Source organism: Ancylobacter sp., assembly GCF_965249975.1.
GTDB lineage: Bacteria > Pseudomonadota > Alphaproteobacteria > Rhizobiales > Xanthobacteraceae > Ancylobacter.
On the sequence record NZ_CBDFNE010000003.1, the window covers coordinates 126,962 to 148,646 of the forward strand.

Genomic DNA, 21,685 nt, shown 5'->3' on the forward strand with positions numbered 1-21,685 from the left:
TGATGGCCTTGGCTCAGCTTGCGGCGTCTTCACCCGCCGCCTCGCCGCCCAGCGCCTCGTCGCCTTCTTCCTCAGTGACGCGCTCGACGGAGACGACCTTCTCGTCCTCTGCCGTGTCGAACACGATCACGCCTTGGCTGCCACGCCCCACGGTGCGGATGCCGTTCACCGGACAGCGTATGAGCTGACCACCGTCAGTGACGAGCATGATCTGATCGGCGTCCTCCACGGGGAAGGAGGCAACCAACGGGCCGTTGCGGTCATTGACCGCCATGGCGACGATGCCCTTACCGCCGCGCCGCGTGGTCCGGTACTCGTAGGAAGAGGTGCGCTTGCCGTAGCCATTCTCCGAGAGCGTCAGAATGAACTGCTCTGCCGCGCCCATGGTGACATAGCGCGCCTGGTCGATATCCGCCGGTGCGACCACGGCTTCTTCCGCGTCCGGCTCGACGATCTCGGCCTCAACGATCTCGCCCTCCTCGCCATTGGCTTCCACGCCGTTCTGGCTGCGGCGGATGGCGTTGGCGAGCTTGATATAGGCGGCACGCTCTTCCGCCGTCGCCTCGACATGGCGAATGATGGCCATGGAAATGAGCCGATCGCCTTCTTCCAGCTGGATACCGCGCACGCCCATGGAATCGCGCCCCTTGAAGACGCGCACCTCGGTGACCGGAAAGCGGATGCACTGGCCATTGGCACTCGTCAGCAGCACGTCGTCGGCCTCGGTGCAGAGCTGCACGCCGGCGATGGCCTCGCCGACCTCCAGCTTCATCGCGATCTTGCCGTTGCGGTTCACATTGGTGAAATCGGACAGCTCGTTCCGCCGCACCGTGCCGGAATTGGTGGCGAACATGATCTGAAGCCGGCTCCACGCGTCCTCGTCCGGCAGCGCCATGATCGAGGTGATACGCTCGCCTTCGGTGAGTGGCAGAATGTTCACCAGCGCCTTGCCGCGCGACTGCGGCGCCGACATGGGCAGGCGCCAGACCTTCAGCTTGTAGACCTGCCCCTTGGACGAGAAGAACAGCACGGGGGCATGGGTCGAGGCGACGAACAGACGGGTGACGAAATCCTCGTCCTTGGTCTGCATCGCCGAGCGACCCTTGCCGCCACGCCGCTGCGCGCGATAGGTCGACAGCGGCACACGCTTCACATAGCCGGCATGGGAAACCGTGACGACCATGTCCTCGCGGGCGATCAGGTCCTCGTCCTCGAAGTCGCCCTCGGCTTCGGTGATCTCGGTCTTGCGCGGCGTGCCGAATTCCGCCTTCACCGCCAGCAACTCGTCCTTGACGATGCCGCGGATGCGCTCGCGGCTGGCGAGGATGTCGAGATACTCCCGAATCTCCACCGCGATCTTGTCGAGTTCGTCCGCCACCTCGTCCCGGCCCAGCGCGGTGAGGCGCTGCAGGCGCAGATCGAGAATCGCGCGCGCCTGCTCGGCGGAGAGGCGATAGGTGCCGTCCTCGGCGAGACGGTGACGGGGATCGTCAATCAGCGCGATCAGCGGAGCAACATCCATCGCCGGCCAATGCCGCGTCATCAGCGCTTCGCGCGCCGAAGCGGGATCCGGAGAGGTGCGGATCGTGTGAATGATCTCGTCGATATTGGCGACAGCGATGGCGAGGCCGACCAGCACATGCGCACGGTCACGCGCCTTGCGCAGCAGGAACTTCGTCCGCCGGCTGACCACGTCCTCGCGGAAGGCGACGAAGGCGGTCAGCAGGTCCAGCAGGTTCATCAACGCCGGCTTGCCGCCGTTCAGCGCCACCATATTGGCGCCGAAGGACGTCTGCAGCGCGGTCATGCGGTAGAGGTTGTTGAGCACGACATCCGCCTGGGCGTCGCGCTTGATCTCGAACACCACCCGCATGCCTTCGCGGGAGGATTCGTCGCGAATCTCGGCGATGCCCTCCAGCCGCTTCTCGCGCACCAGCTCGGCGATGCGCTCGATCATCGTCGCCTTGTTCACCTGATAGGGAATTTCGGTGACGATGATGGCGTCGCGGTCCTTGCGGATTTCCTCGATCGTCGCGCGAGAACGCATGACGATGGAGCCACGGCCGGTGAGATAGGCTTGCCTTATGCCGCTGCGTCCGAGAATGAGCGCGCCAGTGGGGAAGTCCGGGCCCTGAATATAGTCGAGCAGCCGCTCCACATCGAGCGAGGGATCATCGATCAGCGCAACGCACGCATCCACCACCTCACCGAGATTGTGCGGGGGGATGTTGGTCGCCATGCCGACCGCGATGCCGCCGGCACCGTTGACGAGCAGATTAGGGAAGCGGGCCGGCAGGACCGTCGGCTCCTGCTCGCGGCCGTCGTAATTGTCCTGGAAATCGACCGTGTCCTTGTCGAGATCGTCCAGCAGGTTCATCGCCGGCTTGGCGAGCCGGACCTCAGTGTAGCGCTCGGCCGCCGGCGGGTCGCCGTCGACGGAACCGAAATTGCCCTGACCGTCGATCAGCGGCAGGCGCATCGAGAAGTCCTGCGCCAGACGCACCAGCGCATCATAGATCGCCTGGTTGCCGTGCGGATGGTACTTACCCATCGTATCGCCGGTCACACGCGCCGATTTATTGTAGGGACGTTCGGGCGTGTAGTTGTTCTCGCGCATCGAGAACAGGATGCGGCGATGCACCGGCTTCAGACCGTCGCGCACGTCGGGGAGCGCGCGGGAGACGATGACGCTCATCGCATAGTCGAGATAGCTGCGGGACAGCTCCTCGGTGATCGAGACGGGCCGGATATCCGAAGGGCCGCCGCCCTCCGGGTTGAACGTGTCGGAATCGGACAAGGAATCGTCTTTCCGTGGTTGCGGAACGTGTGTGCCTGTTTAGACCATTCCGCCCGGAAACGCCAGCGCTACGGCTTTTTCTCCGACGCCAAAACGCCTGACGTTCCAAAGGCTTACAGCCCCAATTCCACAGCCCCGCGCGAAGGTGGCGAAAGCGTGGCGCCGCGTGTGGCCAAGCGGCGTCGTCTGAGGGGCCTTGGCAGGCCCGCGCGGGGGCGATCTTATAGAATACTACCGTTGGCGGGGCGCCATGACGGAAGGCGGAAGGTGGCGACGTGCTCGACTATATGTTCTCGGCAATCGTAACCATGGCGGTTGTGATCGACCCGATCGGCCTCGCGCCGCTGTTCCTGGCGGTGACATCGGACCTCACGGCTATGGAACGTCGGTTGGTGGCGCTCCGTTCGGCCGCTATTGCGCTGGCGATATTGGTCACGTTCGGCCTTGTCGGCGCGCCGCTTCTGGCTGCGCTGGGCATCACCCTGCCCGCCTTCCGCATCGCCGGCGGGCTGTTGCTGTTCGCGATCTCTTTCGAGATGGTGTTCGGACGACGGACCGAGCGGAAATTCGATGCCTCGGAAGTGGCGCAGCGCGAAAAACTGCTGCGCACCCTGGCCGTGTTCCCTCTCGCGATCCCGTTGATGGCGGGCCCCGGTGCCATCACGGCCATGCTGCTGCTGGCGGGCGAGGCGCATGGAGACCCGGCACGGCTCGCGGCGCTGTTTGCTATCACCGCGCTGGTCATCGCAAGCTGCCTCGCCGTCTTCCTCGCAGCCCGTCGGATGGACAGGCTGCTCGGCGTCACCGGCAACGCCATTCTCTCGCGCTTGCTGGGCGTAGTGCTGACCGCGCTGGCGGTACAGTTCGTGATTGACGGTATCCGGGCGTCGTTCCTCACCTGAAGCCCGCCGGGCCTCGGGCATCGCATCACACCGTAGCGTCGATCCCCTGCCCGCTTCCGCAAGCCGCGCGACAGCAAGGCGGCCCGCGCCAATAGACGTAAGCGCTGACGGGTGAGCCGCTTTGCCCAGGGTCAGAGCGGTAGCCCTGCCTCAGAACGGAATTTCGTCGTCGAGGTCGCCGCCGGAGCCGCCAGCGGGCCCGCCGCCGAACTTGCCGCCGCCCGATCCACTCGCGGGCGCCGGACGACGCTCGCCACCGAAGGAACGCCCGCCACCCGAAGCACCGCCATAGCCGCCGCCCGAACCGAAATCGCTGCCCCCGGCGCTGTAGTCGTCGGCACCGCCGCCGCCTTCGGCCCCGCCGCCGCGGCTGTCGAGAATGGTGAGCTCGCCCCGGAAGGGCCGCAGCACGATTTCGGTGAAATAACGCTCGCCGCCATTCTGGTCGGTGGCCTTGCGGGTCTCGATCTGGCCTTCAATATAGACCTTGGAGCCCTTGCGCAGATACTGCTCCGCGACCCGCAGCAGATTCTCGTTGAAAATCACCACGCTATGCCACTCGGTGCGTTCCTTTCGCTCGCCCGAGGCCTTGTCGCGCCAGGTTTCCGAGGTCGCGATGCGCAGATTGCAGACCCGCCCGCCATTCTGGAACGTCCGCACTTCAGGGTCGCGGCCGAGATTGCCGATCAGGATCACCTTGTTGACGCTGCCCGCCATCTTGTCCTCCGAAACTGCCGGACGCCCGCTCTGGCGCGCGCTCGTGAAAGGGAACGCATAGTAGACCAGCCCGCGCCCGGCCGCGCGCCTCGGGCCTGTGCTTGTCCACCGCTTTGCGCCACACCGCGCAGTGGAACACCGGCCAGGCACAGTGTTCTTGTTCTGTTCCTAGCATTGTGTCTAAGCTGCTGCAAGAGTGCTGAGTCGACATTGCGAAGCGCGCGCGCCGGACTATGTTTACCCTGTGTTCTAAAAGGGAGCCTGTCCCCATCATGACCCAGATGCGCCACCCCCCGCGCGCCCGTGCCATCGCCATCCGTGCAGAAGAGGCGCGCCAGGCGTTGATCCGCCGGGCCTTTCTGGCCGTAGCCGGCGCACTTGCTGTCGCGGCGGGACTGGCAGCGCTGCACGGCGTCGGGGGCTGATCCCTTCGCCGGGCGGGCCTCGTCGCCGTAATGCGCCGCCCTGCAAAATCTGTTGTTCGGCGTAGCTGCCCGTAGAAACCGGCGAGAAGAGTTCGGAATGAAGGACCGCGTGGATCTCCCGCGCCGCGATGCCCGCACGATTGCGATCCGGGGCGCGCGCGAGCACAACCTCAAGAATGTCGATCTCGAAATCCCGCGGGACAGCCTGGTGGTGTTCACCGGCCTGTCCGGATCGGGCAAGTCGTCTCTGGCCTTCGACACCATCTATGCCGAGGGCCAGCGCCGCTATGTCGAGAGCCTCTCGGCCTATGCGCGCCAGTTTCTGGAGATGATGCAGAAGCCGGATGTCGACCAGATCGACGGCCTCTCGCCGGCTATTTCCATCGAGCAGAAGACGACCTCGAAGAATCCGCGCTCGACGGTCGGCACCGTCACCGAGATTTATGACTATATGCGCCTGCTCTGGGCGCGCGTGGGCGTGCCCTATTCGCCGGCCACCGGCTTGCCGATCGAAAGCCAGACCGTCAGTCAGATGGTCGACCGGGTGCTCGCCCTGCCGGAGAAAACCCGCCTTTATCTGCTCGCGCCCGTGGTGCGCGGTCGCAAGGGCGAGTACCGCAAGGAGCTGGCCGAATTCCAGAAAAAGGGATTCCAACGCGTCAAGATCGACGGCGAATTCCATGAGATCGCCGACGCGCCGTCGCTCGACAAGAAGTTCAAGCACGATATCGACGTGGTGGTGGACCGCCTCGTCGTGCGGCCGGATATCGCCAGCCGGCTGGCGGACTCGTTCGAGACGGCGCTCGGCCTTGCCGACGGCATCGCGGTGATCGAGTTCGCCGACGAGAAGGAAGAGAGCGGCGACGCCCGCCGCATCGTGTTCTCGGAGAAATTCGCCTGCCCGGTTTCCGGCTTCACCATCGCCGAAATCGAACCGCGGCTGTTCTCCTTCAACAATCCGTTCGGCGCCTGCCCCACCTGCGATGGGCTGGGCCATGAGAGCAAGATCGACCCGAACCTCATCGTCCCCGATGCGGCCCGCTCGCTCAAGCAGGGCGCCATCGCGCCTTGGGCGAAATCGACCTCGCCCTATTACGGCCAGACGCTGGAAGCGATCGCCCGCCATTACGGCGTCAAGCTCACGACCCCCTGGGCGGAACTGCCGGAGAATGTGCGCAGCGTCATTCTGCACGGCTCGAAGGCCGAGACGATCCGCTTCGTCTATAATGACGGCATGCGCGCCTATGAGACGGTGAAGACCTTCGAGGGCATCGTCACCAATCTGGAGCGGCGCTGGCGCGAGACGGAAAGCGACTGGGCGCGCGAGGAGATCGGCAAGTATTTTTCCGCCGTGCCCTGCGCCTCCTGCCATGGCTACCGGCTGAAGCCTGAGGCGCTGGCGGTGAAGATCGCCGGCCGGCATATCGGCGAGGCGGCGGAGCTTTCCGTGCGCCACGCGCTGGAATGGTTCGCCACCCTCCCCGGCCAGCTCACCGACAAGCAGAACGAGATCGCCGCGCGTATTCTCAAGGAGATCCGCGAGCGCCTCGCCTTCCTGCTGGATGTCGGGCTGGATTATCTCACCCTCGCCCGCGCCTCCGGCACGTTGTCGGGCGGCGAGAGTCAGCGCATCCGTCTCGCCTCGCAGATCGGCTCGGGTCTCACGGGCGTGCTCTATGTGCTGGACGAGCCGTCCATCGGCCTGCATCAACGCGACAATGAGCGCCTGCTCGGCACGCTGCGCCGGCTGCGCGATCTCGGCAACACGGTGATCGTGGTCGAGCATGACGAGGACGCCATCCTCGCCGCCGATTATGTGGTCGATGTCGGCCCCGGCGCTGGGGTGCATGGTGGGCGCATCGTCGCGCAAGGGACGCCGAAGGAACTCCTCGCCAACCCGAATTCGCTCACCGGCAAATACCTCACCGGCGAGTTGAACGTGCCGGTGCCCAAGCGCCGCAAGCCGAACCCCAAGCGGATGCTGCGGGTGGTGAATGCGCGCGGCAACAATCTGAAGAACGTCACCGCCTCGATCCCGCTCGGCCTGTTCACGGCGGTCACCGGCGTGTCGGGTGGCGGCAAATCAACCCTGTTGATCGACACGCTCTACAAGGCGGTCGCGCGGCGGCTGAACGGCGCCTCCGAGCCGCCGGCCCCGCATGACGGGCTGGAAGGGCTGGAGCACCTCGACAAGGTCATCGACATCGACCAGTCGCCGATCGGCCGCACCCCGCGCTCGAACCCGGCGACCTATACCGGCGCCTTCACCCCGATCCGCGAATGGTTCTCCGGCCTGCCGGAAGCGAAAGCGCGCGGCTATGGGCCGGGCCGGTTCTCGTTCAACGTCAAGGGCGGGCGCTGCGAAGCGTGCCAGGGCGACGGTGTCATCAAGATCGAGATGCACTTCCTGCCCGATGTCTACGTCACCTGCGATGTCTGCAAGGGCAAGCGCTACAACCGCGAGACGCTGGAAGTCACCTTCAAGAACAAATCCATCGCCGATGTGCTCGACATGACCGTCGACGAGGGCGCGGAGTTCTTCAAGGCGGTACCGGCGGTGCGCGACAAGCTGGAAACGCTCGCCCGCGTCGGCCTCGGCTATATCCATGTCGGCCAGCAGGCCAATACCCTGTCGGGCGGCGAAGCGCAGCGGGTGAAGCTCTCCAAGGAGCTGTCGAAGCGCGCCACCGGGCGCACGCTGTACATCCTCGACGAGCCGACCACCGGCCTGCATTTCCACGATGTGGCGAAGCTGCTGGAGGTGCTGCACGAGCTGGTCGAGCAGGGCAACACGGTTGTCGTGATCGAGCACAATCTCGAAGTCATCAAAACCGCCGACTGGGTGATCGACCTCGGCCCGGAAGGCGGCGATGGCGGTGGCGAGATCGTCGCCGCCGGGCCGCCGGAAGTGATCGCCAAAGCCGAGCGCAGCCATACCGGCCGCTTCCTCGCCGAAGTGCTCGCCCGCCGACCGCTGAAGCCGCGCAGCGCGGCGGAGTAGGGGCGCGGCCCTTTCGGGTCGCGCCGCTGGTGCCTCAGGCGCCTTCCCGCAGACGCACCAGATTCACCGTCACTGCGATCAGCACAAGCGTGGCGCCGAACTGGTGCGTCAGCGCGATGTCGATCGGCACCTGGTGGATCAGGGTCAGGATGCCGAGGGCGGCCTGGGCGCAGACCAGCAGCAGGATCAGGGTCGCCCGCTGGCGCACCGCGCCGCCGATCCGCCGCGCGCTCAGCCAGTGACCGAGTGCCAGCGCGAGCAGCACATAAGCGACGAGGCGGTGGTTGAACTGCACGGTGAGAACATTCTCGAACAGGTTCCGCCAGGCCGGCTGCTGCACGAACAGATTGTCGAGCGGCGGCACGAGATGCCCGTCCATCAGCGGCCAGGTGGTGTAGGTCAGCCCGGCGTCGAGGCCGGCGACGAGGCCGCCGAGGAAGATCTGCAGCAGCACCACGGCGAGCAGAATCCGCGCATAGCCGCGCAGCCAGTCCGGCGACGCGCGCCTCTCCTTGGGCGGCTTTAGCTGGGTCGCGACCGCGACGATAGCGGCGAGAATGATGCAGGCGAGGGTGAGATGGGTCGCCAGCCGGTACTGGCTGACATCGACGCGGTTGACCAGCCCGGACGCCACCATCCACCAGCCGACCGCGCCCTGAAGGCCGCCAAGCACGAACAGGCCGGCGAGCTTCCAGCGCAGCGGCCTATCGAGGATGCCGCGCCAGAGGAAGAAGAGAAAGGGCAGCAGGAAGGCGAAGCCGATGACGCGGCCGAGCAGCCGATGGCCCCATTCCCACCAGAAAATGTACTTGAACTCGGCGAGGCTCATGCCCCGGTTGATCTGCTGGTACTGCGGGATCTGCCGGTACTTATCGAACTCCGCCTGCCATGCCGCGTCACTCAGCGGCGGCAGCGTGCCGGTCACCGGCTTCCACTCGGTGATGGAAAGGCCCGACTCGGTTAACCGCGTGGCGCCGCCGACGACGACCATCAGCACCACCAGCGCCGCCACGAAATAGAGCCAGAGCCGCACCGGCCGCAGACGGTCGCCGGCTGAAGGTTCGCTGGCGCGTGGCACGGCGAGGTGACGGGGGACGTCGCTGGCGACGTGATCCTGAACCATAAGCGGGCGCTCCCTGCATTGGCGGCCGCCTGCCCCATCGGCCACCCCGCGCCGGGCCGCTTCCGCCCGGGCGTCGCGAGCGATATAGAGGCCGCTGCCCGCGCGCAACGGGACTCATTGTCTCGCGCCCGACCGTCCAGACCGGAGCCGCCCATGTCCGCCCCTCGTCCCGGCCTTTCCGCTCGCTCGCGCAAATTCGTCGGCACCGTGCTCTTGGTCTTTCTGGTGCTCGGCTGGGCGCTGGCGGCGATGGCGCTGGCGCAGGGGCGCGTCACCACCCTGCCCGCCCTCGGGCAATTCGTCGCTTATGTGGTGCTGGGCATTGGTTGGATCGTTCCCGCGGGCCTGCTGATCCGCTGGATGCAGCGGCGCGACCGACGGTCAGAAACGCTTTGAACAGTTGGGTCAGGCGGCGCGGGACAAGGCGCGGGGTTCTGCCTCCGGCGTAAAGGTCACCATCGCGATGTCACCGAAGCCGAGGGACGCGAGCGCATCGAAGGCCTGAACCGCGTCGGTCGCCATTCCGCCCGGTTGGGTGACGAGAATGGTGGTCGGGCTGAGGCCCGCGAGACGCTCAGCGCCCGCCATGCCGCTCAGCGGCGGCGCAGCCACAATCACGTGATCATAGGTCTGTTTCAGCGCGGTCAGGATCAGCGGCAGCCGGTCGGCGGTGACCAAGCCGTCCGCCTCGCGCGCACCGCGCCCCGGCGGGATAACGTGGCAGCGCGAGGCGCTTTCACGGTGAATGGCGTCCGAGAAGCCGCAGACACCCGACAGCAGGTCGGTCAGCCCCGGCGCACGGGGATCGGCGGTCAGGCCGTCGAGTGTCGGCGAGGCGACGTCGAGGCAGACCACCACCACGCGCTGCTCCGTCCCGGCCAGCGAACGGCCAAGCGCAAGCGCGCAGCGGGCGATGGATTCGTCGGCACGGCTGCCGGTGACCGTGACAAGGCGCGCCGCGCTTCCGCGCAGTTCGATCAGCCGGGCGAGGTCGGCCTGCTCGCGCTCGCGCGACAGCAGCCGCAGCGGGCTGGTCAGTTCGGCGGAACTCGCGGATTCGCTGGATTGCGCGCCGATCCAGGGTAGGTGCTGGCGCGGGCGCGGCGTCGTTTCCGGCAGCGGCACGGCGCCATATTCGTGGCCCGGGGCGCCCTGACGCCGCCGCAACCAGCTCTGCAAGCCAAACACCAGCGCAAAAGTGCCGATACCGGCGAAAAGGCTGGAGAGGAGCGGTGTCGGCCAGCGCGCAACTGTCGCCGGCGCGGCATTGGCGATGATTCGGGCGGGCACGGGCGCAGGGCCCTCCGGCTCCGCCGGATGCACGCCACGTGTCTGGCGCAGTTCAACATAGGTCGCGGCAAGGGCATTGGCCACATCGGCAGAGAGCCGCGGGTCGGGAGAGACGACATCGATCGCCACCTGGCCCCCACCGATCTGCCGCACCTCCAGCCCGCGCTCCAGACTGCGCAAGGCGAGGGTCTCGCGCGAGAGCGGCGCCGCGTCGCTTGGCAGTGCGAAGCCGGCCAGTTGCAGAGCTGTGCCGGACAGCACTCCGGCGCCGCTGGCGGTGGGAGCGGCGAGGCGCGCGGTCAGACGATGAGTTTCAATTGCCTGCCGGGCAAAGTCCCGCGAGGTGAGGACCTTCAGGCTGTCCCGTCCCGCCGCTGCGTCGCGCCCGTCGATCCACAGCCGCGCACGGGACTCGTAGCGGGGGGCGGTGATTTCGCCGGCGACCCCGGCCATGACGAGAGCGGCAAGGGTCGGCAGGATCAGCCCGCGCAGGAAGCGGCGCGCCGGTGCGGACCGATTCCCGGAATCCGCGACGTCCGCCTCGGAGACGGTGCCGGCATCCATCGGCGGAGTGCTTTCGCGGGGGTCGATCATGGGGCCTATTAGGCACCGCCATGGTTTCCACCGTGTTAAAGCGTCTAGACTTGTCGGGAAGTGTCACCGGCTATTGGGGGTGCCGGTGAAAATGGTCGGAGCGAGAGGATTTGAACCTCCGACCCCTAGTCCCCCAGACTAGTGCGCTAACCAGGCTGCGCTACGCTCCGACGCCGTGAGGCGCCGTCTGTCTAGCCATTTGCCGCCCCTTATGCAAGCCGGCCCGTGCCCTGTGGACGAGAGAGACGACGCCGGCCGTGCCGCGGGCTAGGATAGCGCCTCCCCCCTCAAGGATGCGGACGGATGAATCACCCTGCCCATGCGCACGCTCTGCACGCCGACGCGGTACCTGCCGCGCCACTGGACGTGCCCGCCAGCCCGGAGATGCTGGAGCGGCTCGAGAGCCGTCGTTCGTCGCCGCTTCGCGGGCTGTTGGAGCCGGGGCCGACGCAAGACGAACTGCGGCGTCTGCTTGCGCTTGGAGCGCGTGTGCCCGACCACGGCAGGCTCAGCCCCTGGCGTTTCATCATCGTGGCCGACGTGGCGCGGCAAGCCCTTGGCGAACGGCTCGACGCGCTCTATGCGCGGCACAATCCGCAATTGCCGCCCGCTAAGGCCGATATGTGGACGCAATATCTGCTGCGCGCACCGGTGACGGTGGTGCTGGTCAGCCGACCCGATCCGGCCGCGAAGGTGCCGGAATGGAACCAGGTGCTCTCCGCCGGCGCGGCGGGGATGGCGCTCACCGTAGGGGCGGCGGCAATGGGTTTTGCTACCCAGTGGCTCTTGAAATGGCCCGGGCGCGACCCTGAAGCCGCCGCTCTGCTCGGCGTGGGGTCAGGTGAACGGATCGCCGGCTTCATCCATATCGGCCGGCCGGCGCGCATCACCGAGGACCGGCCAAGGCCGGCCCTCGACGACGTGGTGTCCTACTGGACGCCGGATCAGTCGATGTCGAACGACACGCCCTGAGCGAGCGGCAACGCGCGGGAATAGTTGATGGTGTTGGTCGCCCGCCGCATATAGGCCTTCCACGCATCCGAACCGGATTCGCGGCCGCCGCCGGTTTCCTTCTCGCCGCCGAAGGCGCCGCCAATCTCGGCGCCCGAAGGGCCGATATTGACGTTGGCGATGCCGCAATCCGAACCCTCCGCCGAGAGGAAGGTCTCGGCCTCGCGCAGGTCATTGGTGAAGATCGACGAGGACAGGCCCTGCGGCACCCCATTGTGCAGCTTGATCGCTTCCGGAAGGCCGGTGCAGCGCAGCACATACAGGATCGGCGCGAAGGTCTCGTGCTTGACGATGTCGATCTGCTCGTCGAGCTCGACCAGAGCGGGCCGGACATAATAGGCGTCCGCATGCCCGCCGACCGTCACGCGCTCGCCGCCATGAACGCGCCCACCGGCCGCGCGGGCGGCGTCGAGTGCGCCCTGCATGGCCTCGAACGCGGCCTTGTCGATCAGCGGGCCGATCAGCGTGCCGGCCTCGCGCGGGTCGCCGATGCTGACGGAGCCATAGGCCTTGGCGAGGCGCGGCACCAGTGTGTCGTACACGCTCTCATGCACGATGAGACGGCGCAGCGTGGTGCAGCGCTGGCCCGCCGTACCCATGGCGGCGAAGGCAATGCCCCGCAGAGCGAGGTCGAGATCCGCCGACGGGCAGACGATGGCGGCATTGTTGCCGCCGAGTTCCAGGATTGAGCGCCCGAAGCGGCGCGCCACCCGTTCGCCGACGATGCGGCCCATACGGGTCGAGCCGGTGGCGGAGACGACGGGAATGCGGGCGTCGTCGGTCAGTGCCGCGCCGATCTCGGCGCCGCCGATCAGCAACTGCGAAAGGCCTTCCGGCGCCGCGCCGAAGGCGCGCACGGCCCGCTCGAACAGCGCTTGCACGGCGAGCGCGGTGAGCGGCGTCTTCTCGGAGGGCTTCCACAGCACGCTGTTGCCGCAGACCAGCGCCAGGGCCGCGTTCCACGACCAAACGGCGACCGGGAAATTGAAGGCGGTGATGATCGCCACCGGCCCCACGGGATGCCAGGTTTCCATCATGCGATGGCCGGGACGCTCGGAGGCGATGGTGAGACCGTAGAGCTGGCGCGACAGGCCGACGGCGAAGTCGCAGATGTCGATCATCTCCTGCACCTCGCCGAGGCCCTCGGAGAGGATCTTACCGGCTTCCAGTGTCACGAGGCGGCCGAGCTCGATCTTGTGGGCGCGCAGCTCCTCGCCCAGCAGACGCACGAGTTCGCCCCGTCGCGGCGCCGGTACGGTCCGCCACGCTTCGAACGCGGCGACCGAACGCTCCACCGCCGCGCCAGCCTCGGCAGGGGTCGCTTCGGCGACGTGAGCGACGGTCTCGCCCGTGATCGGCGAGTGGACGGCTCGTGTGCCAGCGCGCCAATGCGCTTCAGAAACACCCAGACCCTGCAGAAGACCGACCACCTCTTCCGCGACCGGCTTCATCGCGCCAGCTTCGTTCGTCGCCATTCTCACGCTCCTCGACAAATGGCCGCAGCCCGCCCGCTCAATAGCACCGCGCAGCCCCCGAAATCCATCATGGCTTTCGGATGACAGCGCCGTCTGACGCCAGCCTCAGATGAGCCCGAGGCCGTCTCACAAATAGCGATTGCCACCTGAATTCAACATGTTGGCAACCAGGCTAAAGAGTGCCCGGCGGCTCGGCCGGACCACTATCTAATCTGGGATAAGAGCAAATGGAGCGTTGCTCTTCTGGCGCGCTTTATTATGATGCAAACAACGACATGCTTCGCCGCTGCGCGTTATAGCCACATTGTCGTGATGCCCCCGCCACAATTCCTTTTCATGCATCGCCTCCTCGCTAACAGGAGAAGGACGAAGGTATTGACGGCTTGGGGAATGGGACGGGTCGCCGGCGCGGCGTTCGCGACGGGGATCATCTTTCTCGCCGGCGGCAATGCTGCCCTTGCAAGTTCAAAGAAGACGAACATCACCGCGACGTCCGGCATGGCGTCCTATTACGGCTATGGCGGCCGCACCGCCAATGGGGAGCGGCACAGCGCCAAGGCCATGACGGCGGCGCATCGCAGCTTGCCCTTCAACACCCGGGTTCGCGTCACCAACAAGGCCAATGGCCGGTCGGTCGTGGTGCGGATCAACGACCGCGGCCCCTTCGTAAGGGGACGCATCATCGACGTGTCGACCGCCGTCGCCGATCAGCTCGGCTTCCGCAGCCGTGGCGTGGCCAAGGTCGATATCGCCGTGGTTGACTGAAAAGAGAGGCCGATCGCGGACCGGGACGTGCGTTCAGTTGTCCCGGTCCCGCGCGGCGTCCAGCAGCCGTTGACAATCCTGCAATTCATGCAGCACGGCTTCGAGCCGCCTTAGGTCCTCGCCACGCAGGGGCGTCGAGGCTATTGCACCCACGTGGACGCTGCCTAAGGGCTCGTTCTGGGCAAGGGGCGTGACAGGACGCACCCGCTCGGGCACAAAACTCACCTCGTCCTCCGCCAGCGTCGCCGGACCGGCTCCCATGGGGCGGAATGGGAAAGACGGCCGCGCCTCGTCCGGCATCGGCTCTCGCGCCGCACGTTCCTGAGGCAGGTGCGGGTCAGGGTTCGGCGTTTCGTCCGTGCGGTTGCCCCGACGGGGGCTGAAAAGCGAGGGATCCCCGTTCAAGAACGGATCCGTCCGCACGGTACGCGATGGCGGTTCGATATCCGCAAGCAGCGGCAAGTCGAACGGGGTGGGTTCGCTGTCCGGCCGACGACGCGTGCGGCGCGACGAGACATCCTCGGCCGGCCCGTATGGGCGCCCGGGCAGAAGATCGAGCAAGCCACCATCCGTGCCGCCGCCCGCATCAGCGTCGGGAGGCACCGGGTACGTCGACGGCTCATCATGGGCGAATAACGCGTTCGATGCCGGCGGCACCTCCCGCTCTTCGCGCCGTTCCGGCTCGGGGGGCGCCCGTTCCTCCCCGTCGACCTCGCGCGCGAGAGCCTGCACGTAGCGCGGGCCCTCTTCCTTCAGGATGCGCTGGACGCCGCGGATCGTGTAGCCTTCCCCATAGAGCAGGTGGCGGATGCCGCGCAGCAGCTCCACATCGTCCGGGCGATAATAGCGCCGGCCGCCGCCGCGCTTGAGCGGGCGGATTTGCGGGAAGCGGGTTTCCCAGAAACGCAGGACATGCTGGGGGAGATCGAGGTCTTCGGCGACCTCGCTGATCGTGCGGAAGGCGTCAGGCCCCTTTTCCGCCCCCGGCTGGTCCTGTCGCGCGCTCACGACTCCGGCGAGGCCCGATTGATCTGCTGCTTGAGGATGTTGGAGGGCTTGAACACCATGACGCGGCGCGGGGCGATCGGCACTTCCTCGCCGGTCTTGGGGTTGCGGCCGATACGCTCGCCCTTCTGGCGTACCACGAAGGAGCCGAAGGAAGAGAGCTTCACCGTCTCGCCGCGCGCCACGCAATCAGCGATTTCGGACAGCACGGTTTCGACGAGCGCCGCCGACTCCGTGCGCGAAAGCCCGACCCGCTGATAAACCGCCTCGCACAGATCGGCGCGCGTGATGGTGCGACCTGCCATTGCCGTATTCCCTGTCCCGTCGATGCCGATGTTACTAAACGCCAAACTAGGCGCCGTCGCCCGTGCCGGTCAACGGCGCTTCGCGCCTGTGGGGCGGATTACCAGCGCACGAGCGCCGACGCCCAGGTGAAGCCGCCGCCCATGGCTTCCAGCAGCACCAGATCACCGCGCTTGATGCGCCCATCGGCATGTGCGGCAGCCAGCGCCAGCGGGATCGAAGCGGCCGAGGTGTTGCCATGCTGGTCGACGGTGATCACCACCTTTCCCGGGGCGATGCCGAGCTTGACGGCGCTGGCGTCGATGATGCGGCGGTTCGCCTGATGCGGAACGAACCAGTCGATCGTGTCCGCCGATTCACCGGTCGCCTCGAACGCATCGACAATCACGTCGGTGATCATGCCGACGGCGTGGCGAAACACTTCGCGGCCTTCCATGCGCAGGAAGCCGACGCTGCGGGTGGAGGACACGCCGCCATCGACATAGAGCTTGTTCTTGTGACGGCCGTCCGAGCGCAGATGCGAGGTAAGGACGCCGCGGCCCTCCTCCTCGTCCCGCACCGCCTCGAGTACCAGCGCGCCGGCGCCGTCGCCGAACAGCACACAGGTCGTGCGGTCCGACCAATCGAGGATGCGCGAGAAGGTCTCCGCGCCGATGACCAGGCAGCGGCGATAGGCGCCGGATTTGAGGAAGTTGTCGGCCGTCGCTAGGGCGAACACAAACCCCGAGCACACGGCCTGGAGGTCGAAGGCCGCGCCATGGGTGATGCCGAGGCCCGCCTGCACGCTGACGGCGGTGGCCGGGAAGGTGTTGTCGGGTGTCGAGGTGGCGAGGACGATGAGGTCGATGTCGTCCGGCGTCAGCCCGGCATCGGCCAGCGCGGCACGCGCGGCGTGGATGGCGAGATCGGAGGTCACCTCGCCTTCCGCCGCGATGTGCCGCGTGCGGATGCCCGTGCGCTGGACGATCCATTCATCGGATGTGTCGACCATCTGCGCGAGGTCGGCATTGGTCAGACAGCGGGCCGGCAGATAGGAGCCGACACCACGCACGACGGAACGGATTGCACTCACGATGGAACCTGTAGCTCGTCAGAGACGGAGGCATCCGCAGCGCCGGCATGGCTGACCTGCGGACGATCATTCATTCCCGCCTCAATACGGGAGAGAAGTTGGTAGCGGACCATGTCGTAGCCGATATCGACGGCCGAGGCGAAGCCTTCGGCATCGGTGCCACCATGGCTCTTGATCACGACGCCGTTCAGGCCGAGGAACACGCCGCCATTCGACTTGCGCGGATCGAGCTTTTCGCGGAGCGCCCGGAAGGCCCCGCGCGCCAGCAGATAACCGATCTTGGCCATGAAGCTGCGGCTGATCGCGCCGCGCAGGAACTCTGACACCTGCTTGGCGGTGCCCTCGGCGGTCTTGAGCGCGATATTGCCGGAGAAGCCCTCGGTGACGACCACATCGACACTGCCGCGACCGATATCGTCGCCCTCGATGAAGCCGTGATAGGCGAGGCCCGGATGGTCGGCCGCGCGCAGCGCGCCGGCCGCGTCCTTGACCTCTTCGACGCCCTTGATCTCCTCGACGCCGACGTTGAGCAGGCCGACGGTCGGGCGCTCAATGTCGAAGACGATTCGTGCCATGGCCGCGCCCATGACGGCCATGTCGACAAGGTGTTGCGCCGTCGCTCCGATGGAAGCGCCGACATCCAGCACCACGCTCTCCCCGCGCATGGTCGGCCACAGGCAGGCAATGGCCGGGCGGCTGATGCCGGCCATCATCTTGAGGTTGACCTTGGCCATCGCCATCAGTGCGCCGGTATTACCGGCAGAGACGGCGCAATCGGCTTCCTTCACCCGCACCGCATCAATGGCGCGCCACATGGAGGACACCCGTCGGCCCTGGCGCAGCGCCTGGCTCGGCTTGTCGTCCATCCGCACGACGACATCGGTGTGCACCACCGTGCTGGCCGCCGCCAGCTTCGGGCGCGTCCTGAGCAACTCGTTGATGCGGGAGGCGTCGCCATAGAGCAGGAAGGCGATGTCGGGATGGCGGGTAAGCGCGATCTCGGCGCCGGGGAGGACCACTTCCGGTCCATGGTCGCCGCCCATGACGTCGAGCGCTATTCGAACGGGCGAAGACATCTAGCGGCGGGGTCTCATTGGTCGGGTGGAAGGCGGTGCGACGCCAGCGCCGCGCTGACGGCATGCCCGAGTTGAGCCGTCCTGACAATAGCGACGTTGCATTTCCCCGCCCTGCCCCGGTTTAATCGGCATCGCCCCCACCGCCCCCGCGCAACTTGGCCAGCGCCGCAAAGGGAGACGCCTCCGCCGGTCCGGGATCGGCGGGGACTTCAAACTCGGCGTCCGGCTTGCGCGGATAGGGATCGAGCCCGAGGGACAGAAACTCCGCCGCAACCGCGCCGGCGTCGATGGTGCCATCGACCAGAGGGTCGGGCAGGTCGAGTTCCGACACATCTATTTCGGCACCGGGCCGGATTTCCGGCAGCTTCTCCGGCGGGGCGAAACGCAGGTCGATCGGCTCCGACACCTTGCTGTCGAAATCCTCCAGCGTCACCACGCAGGTCTGGGTGACGACCGAATCCACGCGGCCGGTGACATGAACCGTGCCGCCCCGGCCGGGGGTCAGCGTCACTTCGGCCGTCAGCGCGGGAATGCCGGGGATGCCAAAATCCTTGGCCAGCGCCGCGCGCGCGGCGGCGTCGGGCGTGAGCTTCAGCGTCAGCCCGTCTTCCGGCAGGCTGGCGACGAGGACCGGTTTGGAAAGCGGTGAAGCGTCGGTCATGACGGTTCTGTCTCCGTGGAGCCGAGAGCGGCCGGCGGGGCCAGCGGGAAGTCGCCGGCGGCGAAGCGGGCGAAAGGCACCGCCCGCAACGAGGCCGCCGCCTCTATCATATACTGCGCGAAGGCGCGCGCCTCATGTGCATCCGCCGTGCGGGAGCCATGGACGTTGCGCAGCACCGCCTCGGCGAGCGCGCCAACGTCGCTCGCCTCAACCGGCGGCTCATAGGCGGCGATGCGGCCATAGAACGCCTCAGCCACCTTTTTCATCTTTTTCGGCACGGTGAGGTCCCCAACTCCCATTTCCCGGAGATTGGCGTCCATGTCGGTGCAGAAGGCATCGAACACGCCCTGCCCCAGGCCGCGGCGCTCCTCATCCTCGCTCTTGAGACGATGAAACAGCAGGAAGGCATGGACGAGGATCATCTCAAACCGGCCCTCAATGGTGTCGGGCACGGCGTAATCGGTGTAAAATACGGGCTGGCGCGAATGCGCCACGATCGCGCCATAGAGCCGCTGAATGGTCTCGCTTCCGTCATTCCGGCGGAAGAAACGCAGAATCATCGACGGCTCCTGCCCTCATTGCCATGGCCGGCATGGCCCGGCTGGCGAGGTAGCGCGGGCGGCCGGCGCTGGCAACCCCGGCGGCCGGTTGCGACGACGCCATGACCGGCGGTGGCCTCGATGGTTGCATCAGGGACCCGCCCTGTGCTTTCTGCCCCTGCCGCAACGCTTTCCGGCGAGGGCGGCACGAGCTTCGGAGTTGAGTGGATGGCATCGACCTACGCGACGCGGAACAAGGCTCCCGGCACCCGGATGGCGACCTGGGCGTCGATAGCGATGGCCGGCGTGGGAGTGGTCGGGCTCACCGGCTGTTCCGGCGACATGCCCATGGCGACCGCCAATATGGGCCTGGCGCGCACGCCCACCAGCTTCGTGCAGGAACGGCAGCGCGGGTATGTCATTGCCCCGGAGGCACTGCAGCAGGTTCCGATCGGGTCCAGCCAGGAGCAGGTGCTGCTGGTGCTCGGCACGCCCTCCACCATCGCCACCGTCGACGGCGAGGTGTTCTATTATATCTCGCAAAAGGCCAAGAAGGTCATGTTCCTTCGGCCCGAGATCGTCGACCAGCGGGTCATCGCGGTCTATTTCGATCCGAAGGACAAGCGCGTCACCCGGATCGCCGATTATGGCCTGAAGGACGGCAAGGTGTTCGACTTCATCAGCCGCACCACGCCGACAGGCGGGTCTGAAGTCTCGCTTGTCGGCCAGATTTTCAACGCCACGAACTTCCGCCCGGGCATCTGATCCGGGCGCGTTTCCGGATCAGCGGAAACGTTCGGCGGAAAACGGCGCGGGGTCGGTGCACGGCACGTCCCCGCTCATCATTTCCGCGAGCAGGCGGCCGGTGATCGGCCCCAGCGTGAAGCCGAGATGCTGGTGGCCGATGGCGAGCCACATGCCATTCTGCCCCGGCGCCGGCCCGATGACGGGAAGCATGTCCGGGAAGGCCGGGCGGCTGCCCATCCAGGGCTCAGGCTCGGCCCGCGCGCCGAGCGGAAACAGGTCGCGCGCCAGCGCCTCGGTCTTATCCAACTGCACCGGGCTCTTTGGCGCGTCACGACGGGCGAATTCCACGCCCGTGGTCAGGCGGATGCCGCCAACCATCGGGGTGATGACGTAGCCTGCCTCCTCGTCCAATACGGGCCGCGACAGCGCCGCATTGCCCTCGGCGTGATAGTGCATGTGGTAGCCGCGCTTGACCTCCAGCGGCAGGCGCAGGCCGAAGGGGCGCAACACGTCCATGGCCCAGGGGCCGAGGGCTACCACCACTTCCGGCGCCTCGACCGGCCCCTCCTCCGTGGTCACCATCCAGCCCGAGCCGAGACGCGCCAGCGTGCGCGCGTCACCCCGGCGCACCTCGCCACCCAATTCGGCGAAATGCGCGGCATAGGCCTGGGTGACCCCGCCGGGGCTCGACACCGAGTGCGGGTCCGACCAGATGACCGCGCCGGTGAACACCGGTCGCAGCGAGGGCTCCATTTTCAGCGCTTCGTCGACGCTGACCTCGCGGGCGCTCAAGCCATAGGAGCGGGCGAGCGGAAACTCGCTGCGTTCCACATCGAGGCCCGCCGCGGTGCGGTAGAGCTTCAGCCAGCCGCCGTCGCGGAAGAAATGGGTCGCTTCGGCGGCTCGCGCCAGGCGGTCATGTTCGTCCACCGTGAAGGCGAGCAGCGTCTCCATGTGGCGGGCATAGTCGAGCAGGCGCGCGGGCGAAGAGGCGCGCCAATAGGCGAACATCCAGGGCGCGAGGCGCGGCAGCGCGTCCCAATGGTAGTTCGCCGCCGGATTGCGTCCCAGCGCCACATCGAGAAGCGCCGAGATCTTGCGCGGAAAGGCGACGGGATAGATCGACGCCCGCTCCACGAGCCCGGCATTGCCATAGGACGTCTCCTCGCCGGGGCCGCGTCGGTCGACCAGCACGACGGAGCGTCCCCGCTGCGCCAGGTGATGAGCGACGCTGGTGCCGACAATGCCGGCGCCGAGCACGATGGTGTCGGTCTTCATGGTGAACCTGCGGGAGGATGGGGGGCGTCGAACAGGGGGCCCGGGCGGCGCGGAACGCCGCCCGGGCGTCGGTCAGTTGATCGGGAACGGGAAGTACTTGGCGTTGATCTTGGCGAAGGTGCCGTCGGCGTTGATCTCCTGGATCGCCTTGTTAAGCGCCTCGCGCAGCTCGTTGTCTTCCTTGCGCACGGCAATGCCGGTGCCTTGCGGATTCACGTCCTTCAGGTCGGGGCCGACAAACTTGCAGCACTTGCCGTCGGTGGACTTCTCCAGCCATTCGTAGAGCACGAACTTGTCGGCCAGCACGGCGTCGAGGCGCCCGGCGGCGAGATCGGCATTGGCCTCGTCCTGCGTCGGGTAGAGCTTGATCTCGGAATCCTTGTACTTGTCTTCGAGATAGGTGGCGCCCGTGGTCGAGGACTGCGCGCCGATGGTCTTGCCCTTGAGCGCCGCCGGGGTGATCTCGGTGATCTTGGTGTCCTTCGGGGCGATGAAGTTGCCGGGGGTCAGATAGTAGGGAATGGTGAAGGACACCTTCTCCTTGCGCTCGTCGGTGATCGACATGGAGGCGAGGATGAGGTCGTACTTCTTGGCGAGCAGCGCGGGGATGATGCCGTCCCAATCCTGCGCCACGAAGGTGCACTCGACCTTCATCTTGGCGCACAGCGCCTCGCCGATCTCAATGTCGAAGCCGACGAGCTTGCCGGCCGTATCCACCGAATTGAAGGGCGGGTAGGCGCCCTCCGTGCCGATGCGTACCTTCTTCATTTCGGCCTGCGCGGCGCCGGCGCCAATGGCAAGAGCGGCGGCCGCGAGCAGAATCCTGGCGATTTTCATGTGGCTGTTCCCGTAACCAGCGCCGGGTATTCCGGCGTCTGGCTGCGAGGCTAGGTCGATGCCGGGT

The 21,685-nt window shown here is 66.8% G+C and carries 19 protein-coding genes, 1 tRNA gene and 1 pseudogene; 7 read left to right on the plus strand and 14 right to left on the minus strand.

Annotation, left to right across the window (positions count from 1 at the left end; translation table 11 throughout):
- Positions 1 to 13: 13 nt before the first annotated feature.
- The gene (gene gyrA / locus ACP2AH_RS00705) at positions 14 to 2,797 is read right to left on the minus strand and encodes a DNA gyrase subunit A (RefSeq protein ID WP_425104077.1); all 2,784 of its coding nucleotides are present in this window, start codon (positions 2,795 to 2,797) and stop codon (positions 14 to 16) included.
- A gap of 275 nt (positions 2,798 to 3,072) precedes the next feature.
- Here gyrA and ACP2AH_RS00710 point away from each other — a divergent pair, with 275 nt between their 5' ends.
- Positions 3,073 to 3,699 carry a MarC family protein gene (locus ACP2AH_RS00710; RefSeq protein ID WP_425104078.1) on the plus strand — a complete coding sequence of 209 codons (627 nt, stop codon included), beginning with the start codon at positions 3,073 to 3,075 and terminating at the stop codon, positions 3,697 to 3,699.
- A gap of 150 nt (positions 3,700 to 3,849) precedes the next feature.
- Here ACP2AH_RS00710 and ssb read toward each other — a convergent pair whose 3' ends face one another.
- A complete protein-coding gene (ssb, locus tag ACP2AH_RS00715; protein ID WP_425104079.1) occupies positions 3,850 to 4,416 on the minus strand; it encodes a single-stranded DNA-binding protein in 567 nt (188 codons plus the stop codon).
- 272 nt (positions 4,417 to 4,688) lie between these two features.
- Between ssb and ACP2AH_RS00720 the strand changes: the two genes are divergently transcribed.
- Positions 4,689 to 4,841: a hypothetical protein gene (locus ACP2AH_RS00720; RefSeq protein ID WP_425104080.1), complete on the plus strand. Its 153-nt coding sequence runs from the start codon at positions 4,689 to 4,691 to the stop codon at positions 4,839 to 4,841.
- Between the two features lie 97 nt (positions 4,842 to 4,938).
- Complete coding sequence (uvrA, locus tag ACP2AH_RS00725) at positions 4,939 to 7,842, plus strand: excinuclease ABC subunit UvrA (protein ID WP_425104081.1); 2,904 nt, start codon at positions 4,939 to 4,941, stop codon at positions 7,840 to 7,842.
- A 34-nt stretch (positions 7,843 to 7,876) separates the two neighbouring features.
- Here uvrA and ACP2AH_RS00730 read toward each other — a convergent pair whose 3' ends face one another.
- Positions 7,877 to 8,965, minus strand: a complete 1,089-nt coding sequence (locus ACP2AH_RS00730) for a COX15/CtaA family protein (protein WP_425104082.1) — start codon at positions 8,963 to 8,965, stop codon at positions 7,877 to 7,879.
- A 153-nt stretch (positions 8,966 to 9,118) separates the two neighbouring features.
- Here ACP2AH_RS00730 and ACP2AH_RS00735 point away from each other — a divergent pair, with 153 nt between their 5' ends.
- Complete coding sequence (locus tag ACP2AH_RS00735; RefSeq protein ID WP_425104083.1) at positions 9,119 to 9,361, plus strand: DUF2842 domain-containing protein; 243 nt, start codon at positions 9,119 to 9,121, stop codon at positions 9,359 to 9,361.
- Between the two features lie 9 nt (positions 9,362 to 9,370).
- Here the strand turns inward: ACP2AH_RS00735 and ACP2AH_RS00740 are convergent, their stop codons facing one another.
- Complete coding sequence (locus tag ACP2AH_RS00740; RefSeq protein WP_425104084.1) at positions 9,371 to 10,849, minus strand: lipopolysaccharide biosynthesis protein; 1,479 nt, start codon at positions 10,847 to 10,849, stop codon at positions 9,371 to 9,373.
- Between the two features lie 92 nt (positions 10,850 to 10,941).
- Positions 10,942 to 11,019, minus strand: a tRNA-Pro gene (locus tag ACP2AH_RS00745).
- Between the two features lie 133 nt (positions 11,020 to 11,152).
- Here ACP2AH_RS00745 and ACP2AH_RS00750 point away from each other — a divergent pair.
- Positions 11,153 to 11,821, plus strand: coding sequence for a nitroreductase family protein (locus ACP2AH_RS00750; RefSeq protein WP_425104085.1), 669 nt, complete (start codon positions 11,153 to 11,155; stop codon positions 11,819 to 11,821).
- Here the strand turns inward: ACP2AH_RS00750 and ACP2AH_RS00755 are convergent.
- Entirely contained in the window at positions 11,794 to 13,335 is a 1,542-nt protein-coding gene (locus ACP2AH_RS00755) for an aldehyde dehydrogenase family protein (RefSeq protein ID WP_425104086.1), read from the minus strand. The two genes, ACP2AH_RS00750 and ACP2AH_RS00755, sit on opposite strands and share 28 nt — an antisense overlap.
- A 390-nt stretch (positions 13,336 to 13,725) precedes the next feature.
- On the opposite strand from ACP2AH_RS00755, the gene ACP2AH_RS00760 reads away from it, so the two are divergent.
- Entirely contained in the window at positions 13,726 to 14,100 is a 375-nt protein-coding gene (locus tag ACP2AH_RS00760) for a septal ring lytic transglycosylase RlpA family protein (protein ID WP_244450897.1), read from the plus strand.
- A 716-nt stretch (positions 14,101 to 14,816) separates the two neighbouring features.
- Here ACP2AH_RS00760 and ACP2AH_RS00765 read toward each other — a convergent pair.
- The 6 genes and pseudogenes from ACP2AH_RS00765 to ACP2AH_RS00790 all read right to left on the minus strand — a co-directional run.
- Positions 14,817 to 15,108: pseudogene (locus tag ACP2AH_RS00765) on the minus strand (MerR family transcriptional regulator); the annotation flags it as partial.
- Complete coding sequence (locus ACP2AH_RS00770; protein ID WP_244376685.1) at positions 15,105 to 15,410, minus strand: integration host factor subunit alpha; 306 nt, start codon at positions 15,408 to 15,410, stop codon at positions 15,105 to 15,107. The gene ACP2AH_RS00770 and the pseudogene ACP2AH_RS00765, both read right to left, overlap by 4 nt.
- Before the next feature lie 98 nt (positions 15,411 to 15,508).
- On the minus strand, positions 15,509 to 16,480 hold the full coding sequence (locus tag ACP2AH_RS00775) for a beta-ketoacyl-ACP synthase III (protein WP_425104087.1): 972 nt from the start codon (positions 16,478 to 16,480) through the stop codon (positions 15,509 to 15,511).
- Positions 16,477 to 17,556: a phosphate acyltransferase PlsX gene (gene plsX / locus ACP2AH_RS00780; protein ID WP_425104088.1), complete on the minus strand. Its 1,080-nt coding sequence runs from the start codon at positions 17,554 to 17,556 to the stop codon at positions 16,477 to 16,479. Before plsX ends, ACP2AH_RS00775 begins: the two co-directional genes overlap by 4 nt.
- 121 nt (positions 17,557 to 17,677) lie before the next feature.
- On the minus strand, positions 17,678 to 18,217 hold the full coding sequence (locus tag ACP2AH_RS00785; RefSeq protein WP_425104089.1) for a YceD family protein: 540 nt from the start codon (positions 18,215 to 18,217) through the stop codon (positions 17,678 to 17,680).
- Positions 18,214 to 18,777 (minus strand): ubiquinol-cytochrome C chaperone family protein, encoded by a 564-nt coding sequence (locus ACP2AH_RS00790; protein WP_425104090.1) that lies wholly within the window; start codon positions 18,775 to 18,777, stop codon positions 18,214 to 18,216. The genes ACP2AH_RS00785 and ACP2AH_RS00790 overlap by 4 nt, the downstream gene beginning before the upstream one ends.
- 207 nt (positions 18,778 to 18,984) lie before the next feature.
- Here ACP2AH_RS00790 and ACP2AH_RS00795 point away from each other — a divergent pair, with 207 nt between their 5' ends.
- Positions 18,985 to 19,521 (plus strand): outer membrane protein assembly factor BamE, encoded by a 537-nt coding sequence (locus tag ACP2AH_RS00795; RefSeq protein WP_425104091.1) that lies wholly within the window; start codon positions 18,985 to 18,987, stop codon positions 19,519 to 19,521.
- An 18-nt stretch (positions 19,522 to 19,539) separates the two neighbouring features.
- Here the strand turns inward: ACP2AH_RS00795 and ACP2AH_RS00800 are convergent, their stop codons facing one another.
- Both ACP2AH_RS00800 and ACP2AH_RS00805 read right to left on the minus strand, forming a co-directional pair.
- Positions 19,540 to 20,781: an NAD(P)/FAD-dependent oxidoreductase gene (locus ACP2AH_RS00800; RefSeq protein WP_425104092.1), complete on the minus strand. Its 1,242-nt coding sequence runs from the start codon at positions 20,779 to 20,781 to the stop codon at positions 19,540 to 19,542.
- A gap of 72 nt (positions 20,782 to 20,853) precedes the next feature.
- Complete coding sequence (locus ACP2AH_RS00805) at positions 20,854 to 21,618, minus strand: ABC transporter substrate-binding protein (RefSeq protein ID WP_425104093.1); 765 nt, start codon at positions 21,616 to 21,618, stop codon at positions 20,854 to 20,856.
- Positions 21,619 to 21,685 lie beyond the last annotated feature (67 nt).

Excerpts from the sequence above, each read along its gene's own strand:
- ssb (WP_425104079.1), bottom strand. The coding sequence starts at position 4,416 with ATGGCGGGCAGCGTCAACAAGGTGATCCTGATCGGCAATCTCGGCCGC.
- ACP2AH_RS00720 (WP_425104080.1), top strand. The coding sequence starts at position 4,689 with ATGACCCAGATGCGCCACCCCCCGCGCGCCCGTGCCATCGCCATCCGT.
- uvrA (WP_425104081.1), top strand. The coding sequence starts at position 4,939 with ATGAAGGACCGCGTGGATCTCCCGCGCCGCGATGCCCGCACGATTGCG.
- ACP2AH_RS00730 (WP_425104082.1), bottom strand. The coding sequence starts at position 8,965 with ATGGTTCAGGATCACGTCGCCAGCGACGTCCCCCGTCACCTCGCCGTG.
- ACP2AH_RS00735 (WP_425104083.1), top strand. The coding sequence starts at position 9,119 with ATGTCCGCCCCTCGTCCCGGCCTTTCCGCTCGCTCGCGCAAATTCGTC.
- ACP2AH_RS00740 (WP_425104084.1), bottom strand. The coding sequence starts at position 10,849 with ATGATCGACCCCCGCGAAAGCACTCCGCCGATGGATGCCGGCACCGTC.
- ACP2AH_RS00750 (WP_425104085.1), top strand. The coding sequence starts at position 11,153 with ATGAATCACCCTGCCCATGCGCACGCTCTGCACGCCGACGCGGTACCT.
- ACP2AH_RS00755 (WP_425104086.1), bottom strand. The coding sequence starts at position 13,335 with ATGGCGACGAACGAAGCTGGCGCGATGAAGCCGGTCGCGGAAGAGGTG.
- ACP2AH_RS00760 (WP_244450897.1), top strand. The coding sequence starts at position 13,726 with ATGGGACGGGTCGCCGGCGCGGCGTTCGCGACGGGGATCATCTTTCTC.
- ACP2AH_RS00770 (WP_244376685.1), bottom strand. The coding sequence starts at position 15,410 with ATGGCAGGTCGCACCATCACGCGCGCCGATCTGTGCGAGGCGGTTTAT.
- plsX (WP_425104088.1), bottom strand. The coding sequence starts at position 17,556 with ATGTCTTCGCCCGTTCGAATAGCGCTCGACGTCATGGGCGGCGACCAT.
- ACP2AH_RS00785 (WP_425104089.1), bottom strand. The coding sequence starts at position 18,217 with ATGACCGACGCTTCACCGCTTTCCAAACCGGTCCTCGTCGCCAGCCTG.
- ACP2AH_RS00790 (WP_425104090.1), bottom strand. The coding sequence starts at position 18,777 with ATGATTCTGCGTTTCTTCCGCCGGAATGACGGAAGCGAGACCATTCAG.
- ACP2AH_RS00795 (WP_425104091.1), top strand. The coding sequence starts at position 18,985 with ATGGCATCGACCTACGCGACGCGGAACAAGGCTCCCGGCACCCGGATG.
- ACP2AH_RS00800 (WP_425104092.1), bottom strand. The coding sequence starts at position 20,781 with ATGAAGACCGACACCATCGTGCTCGGCGCCGGCATTGTCGGCACCAGC.
- ACP2AH_RS00805 (WP_425104093.1), bottom strand. The coding sequence starts at position 21,618 with ATGAAAATCGCCAGGATTCTGCTCGCGGCCGCCGCTCTTGCCATTGGC.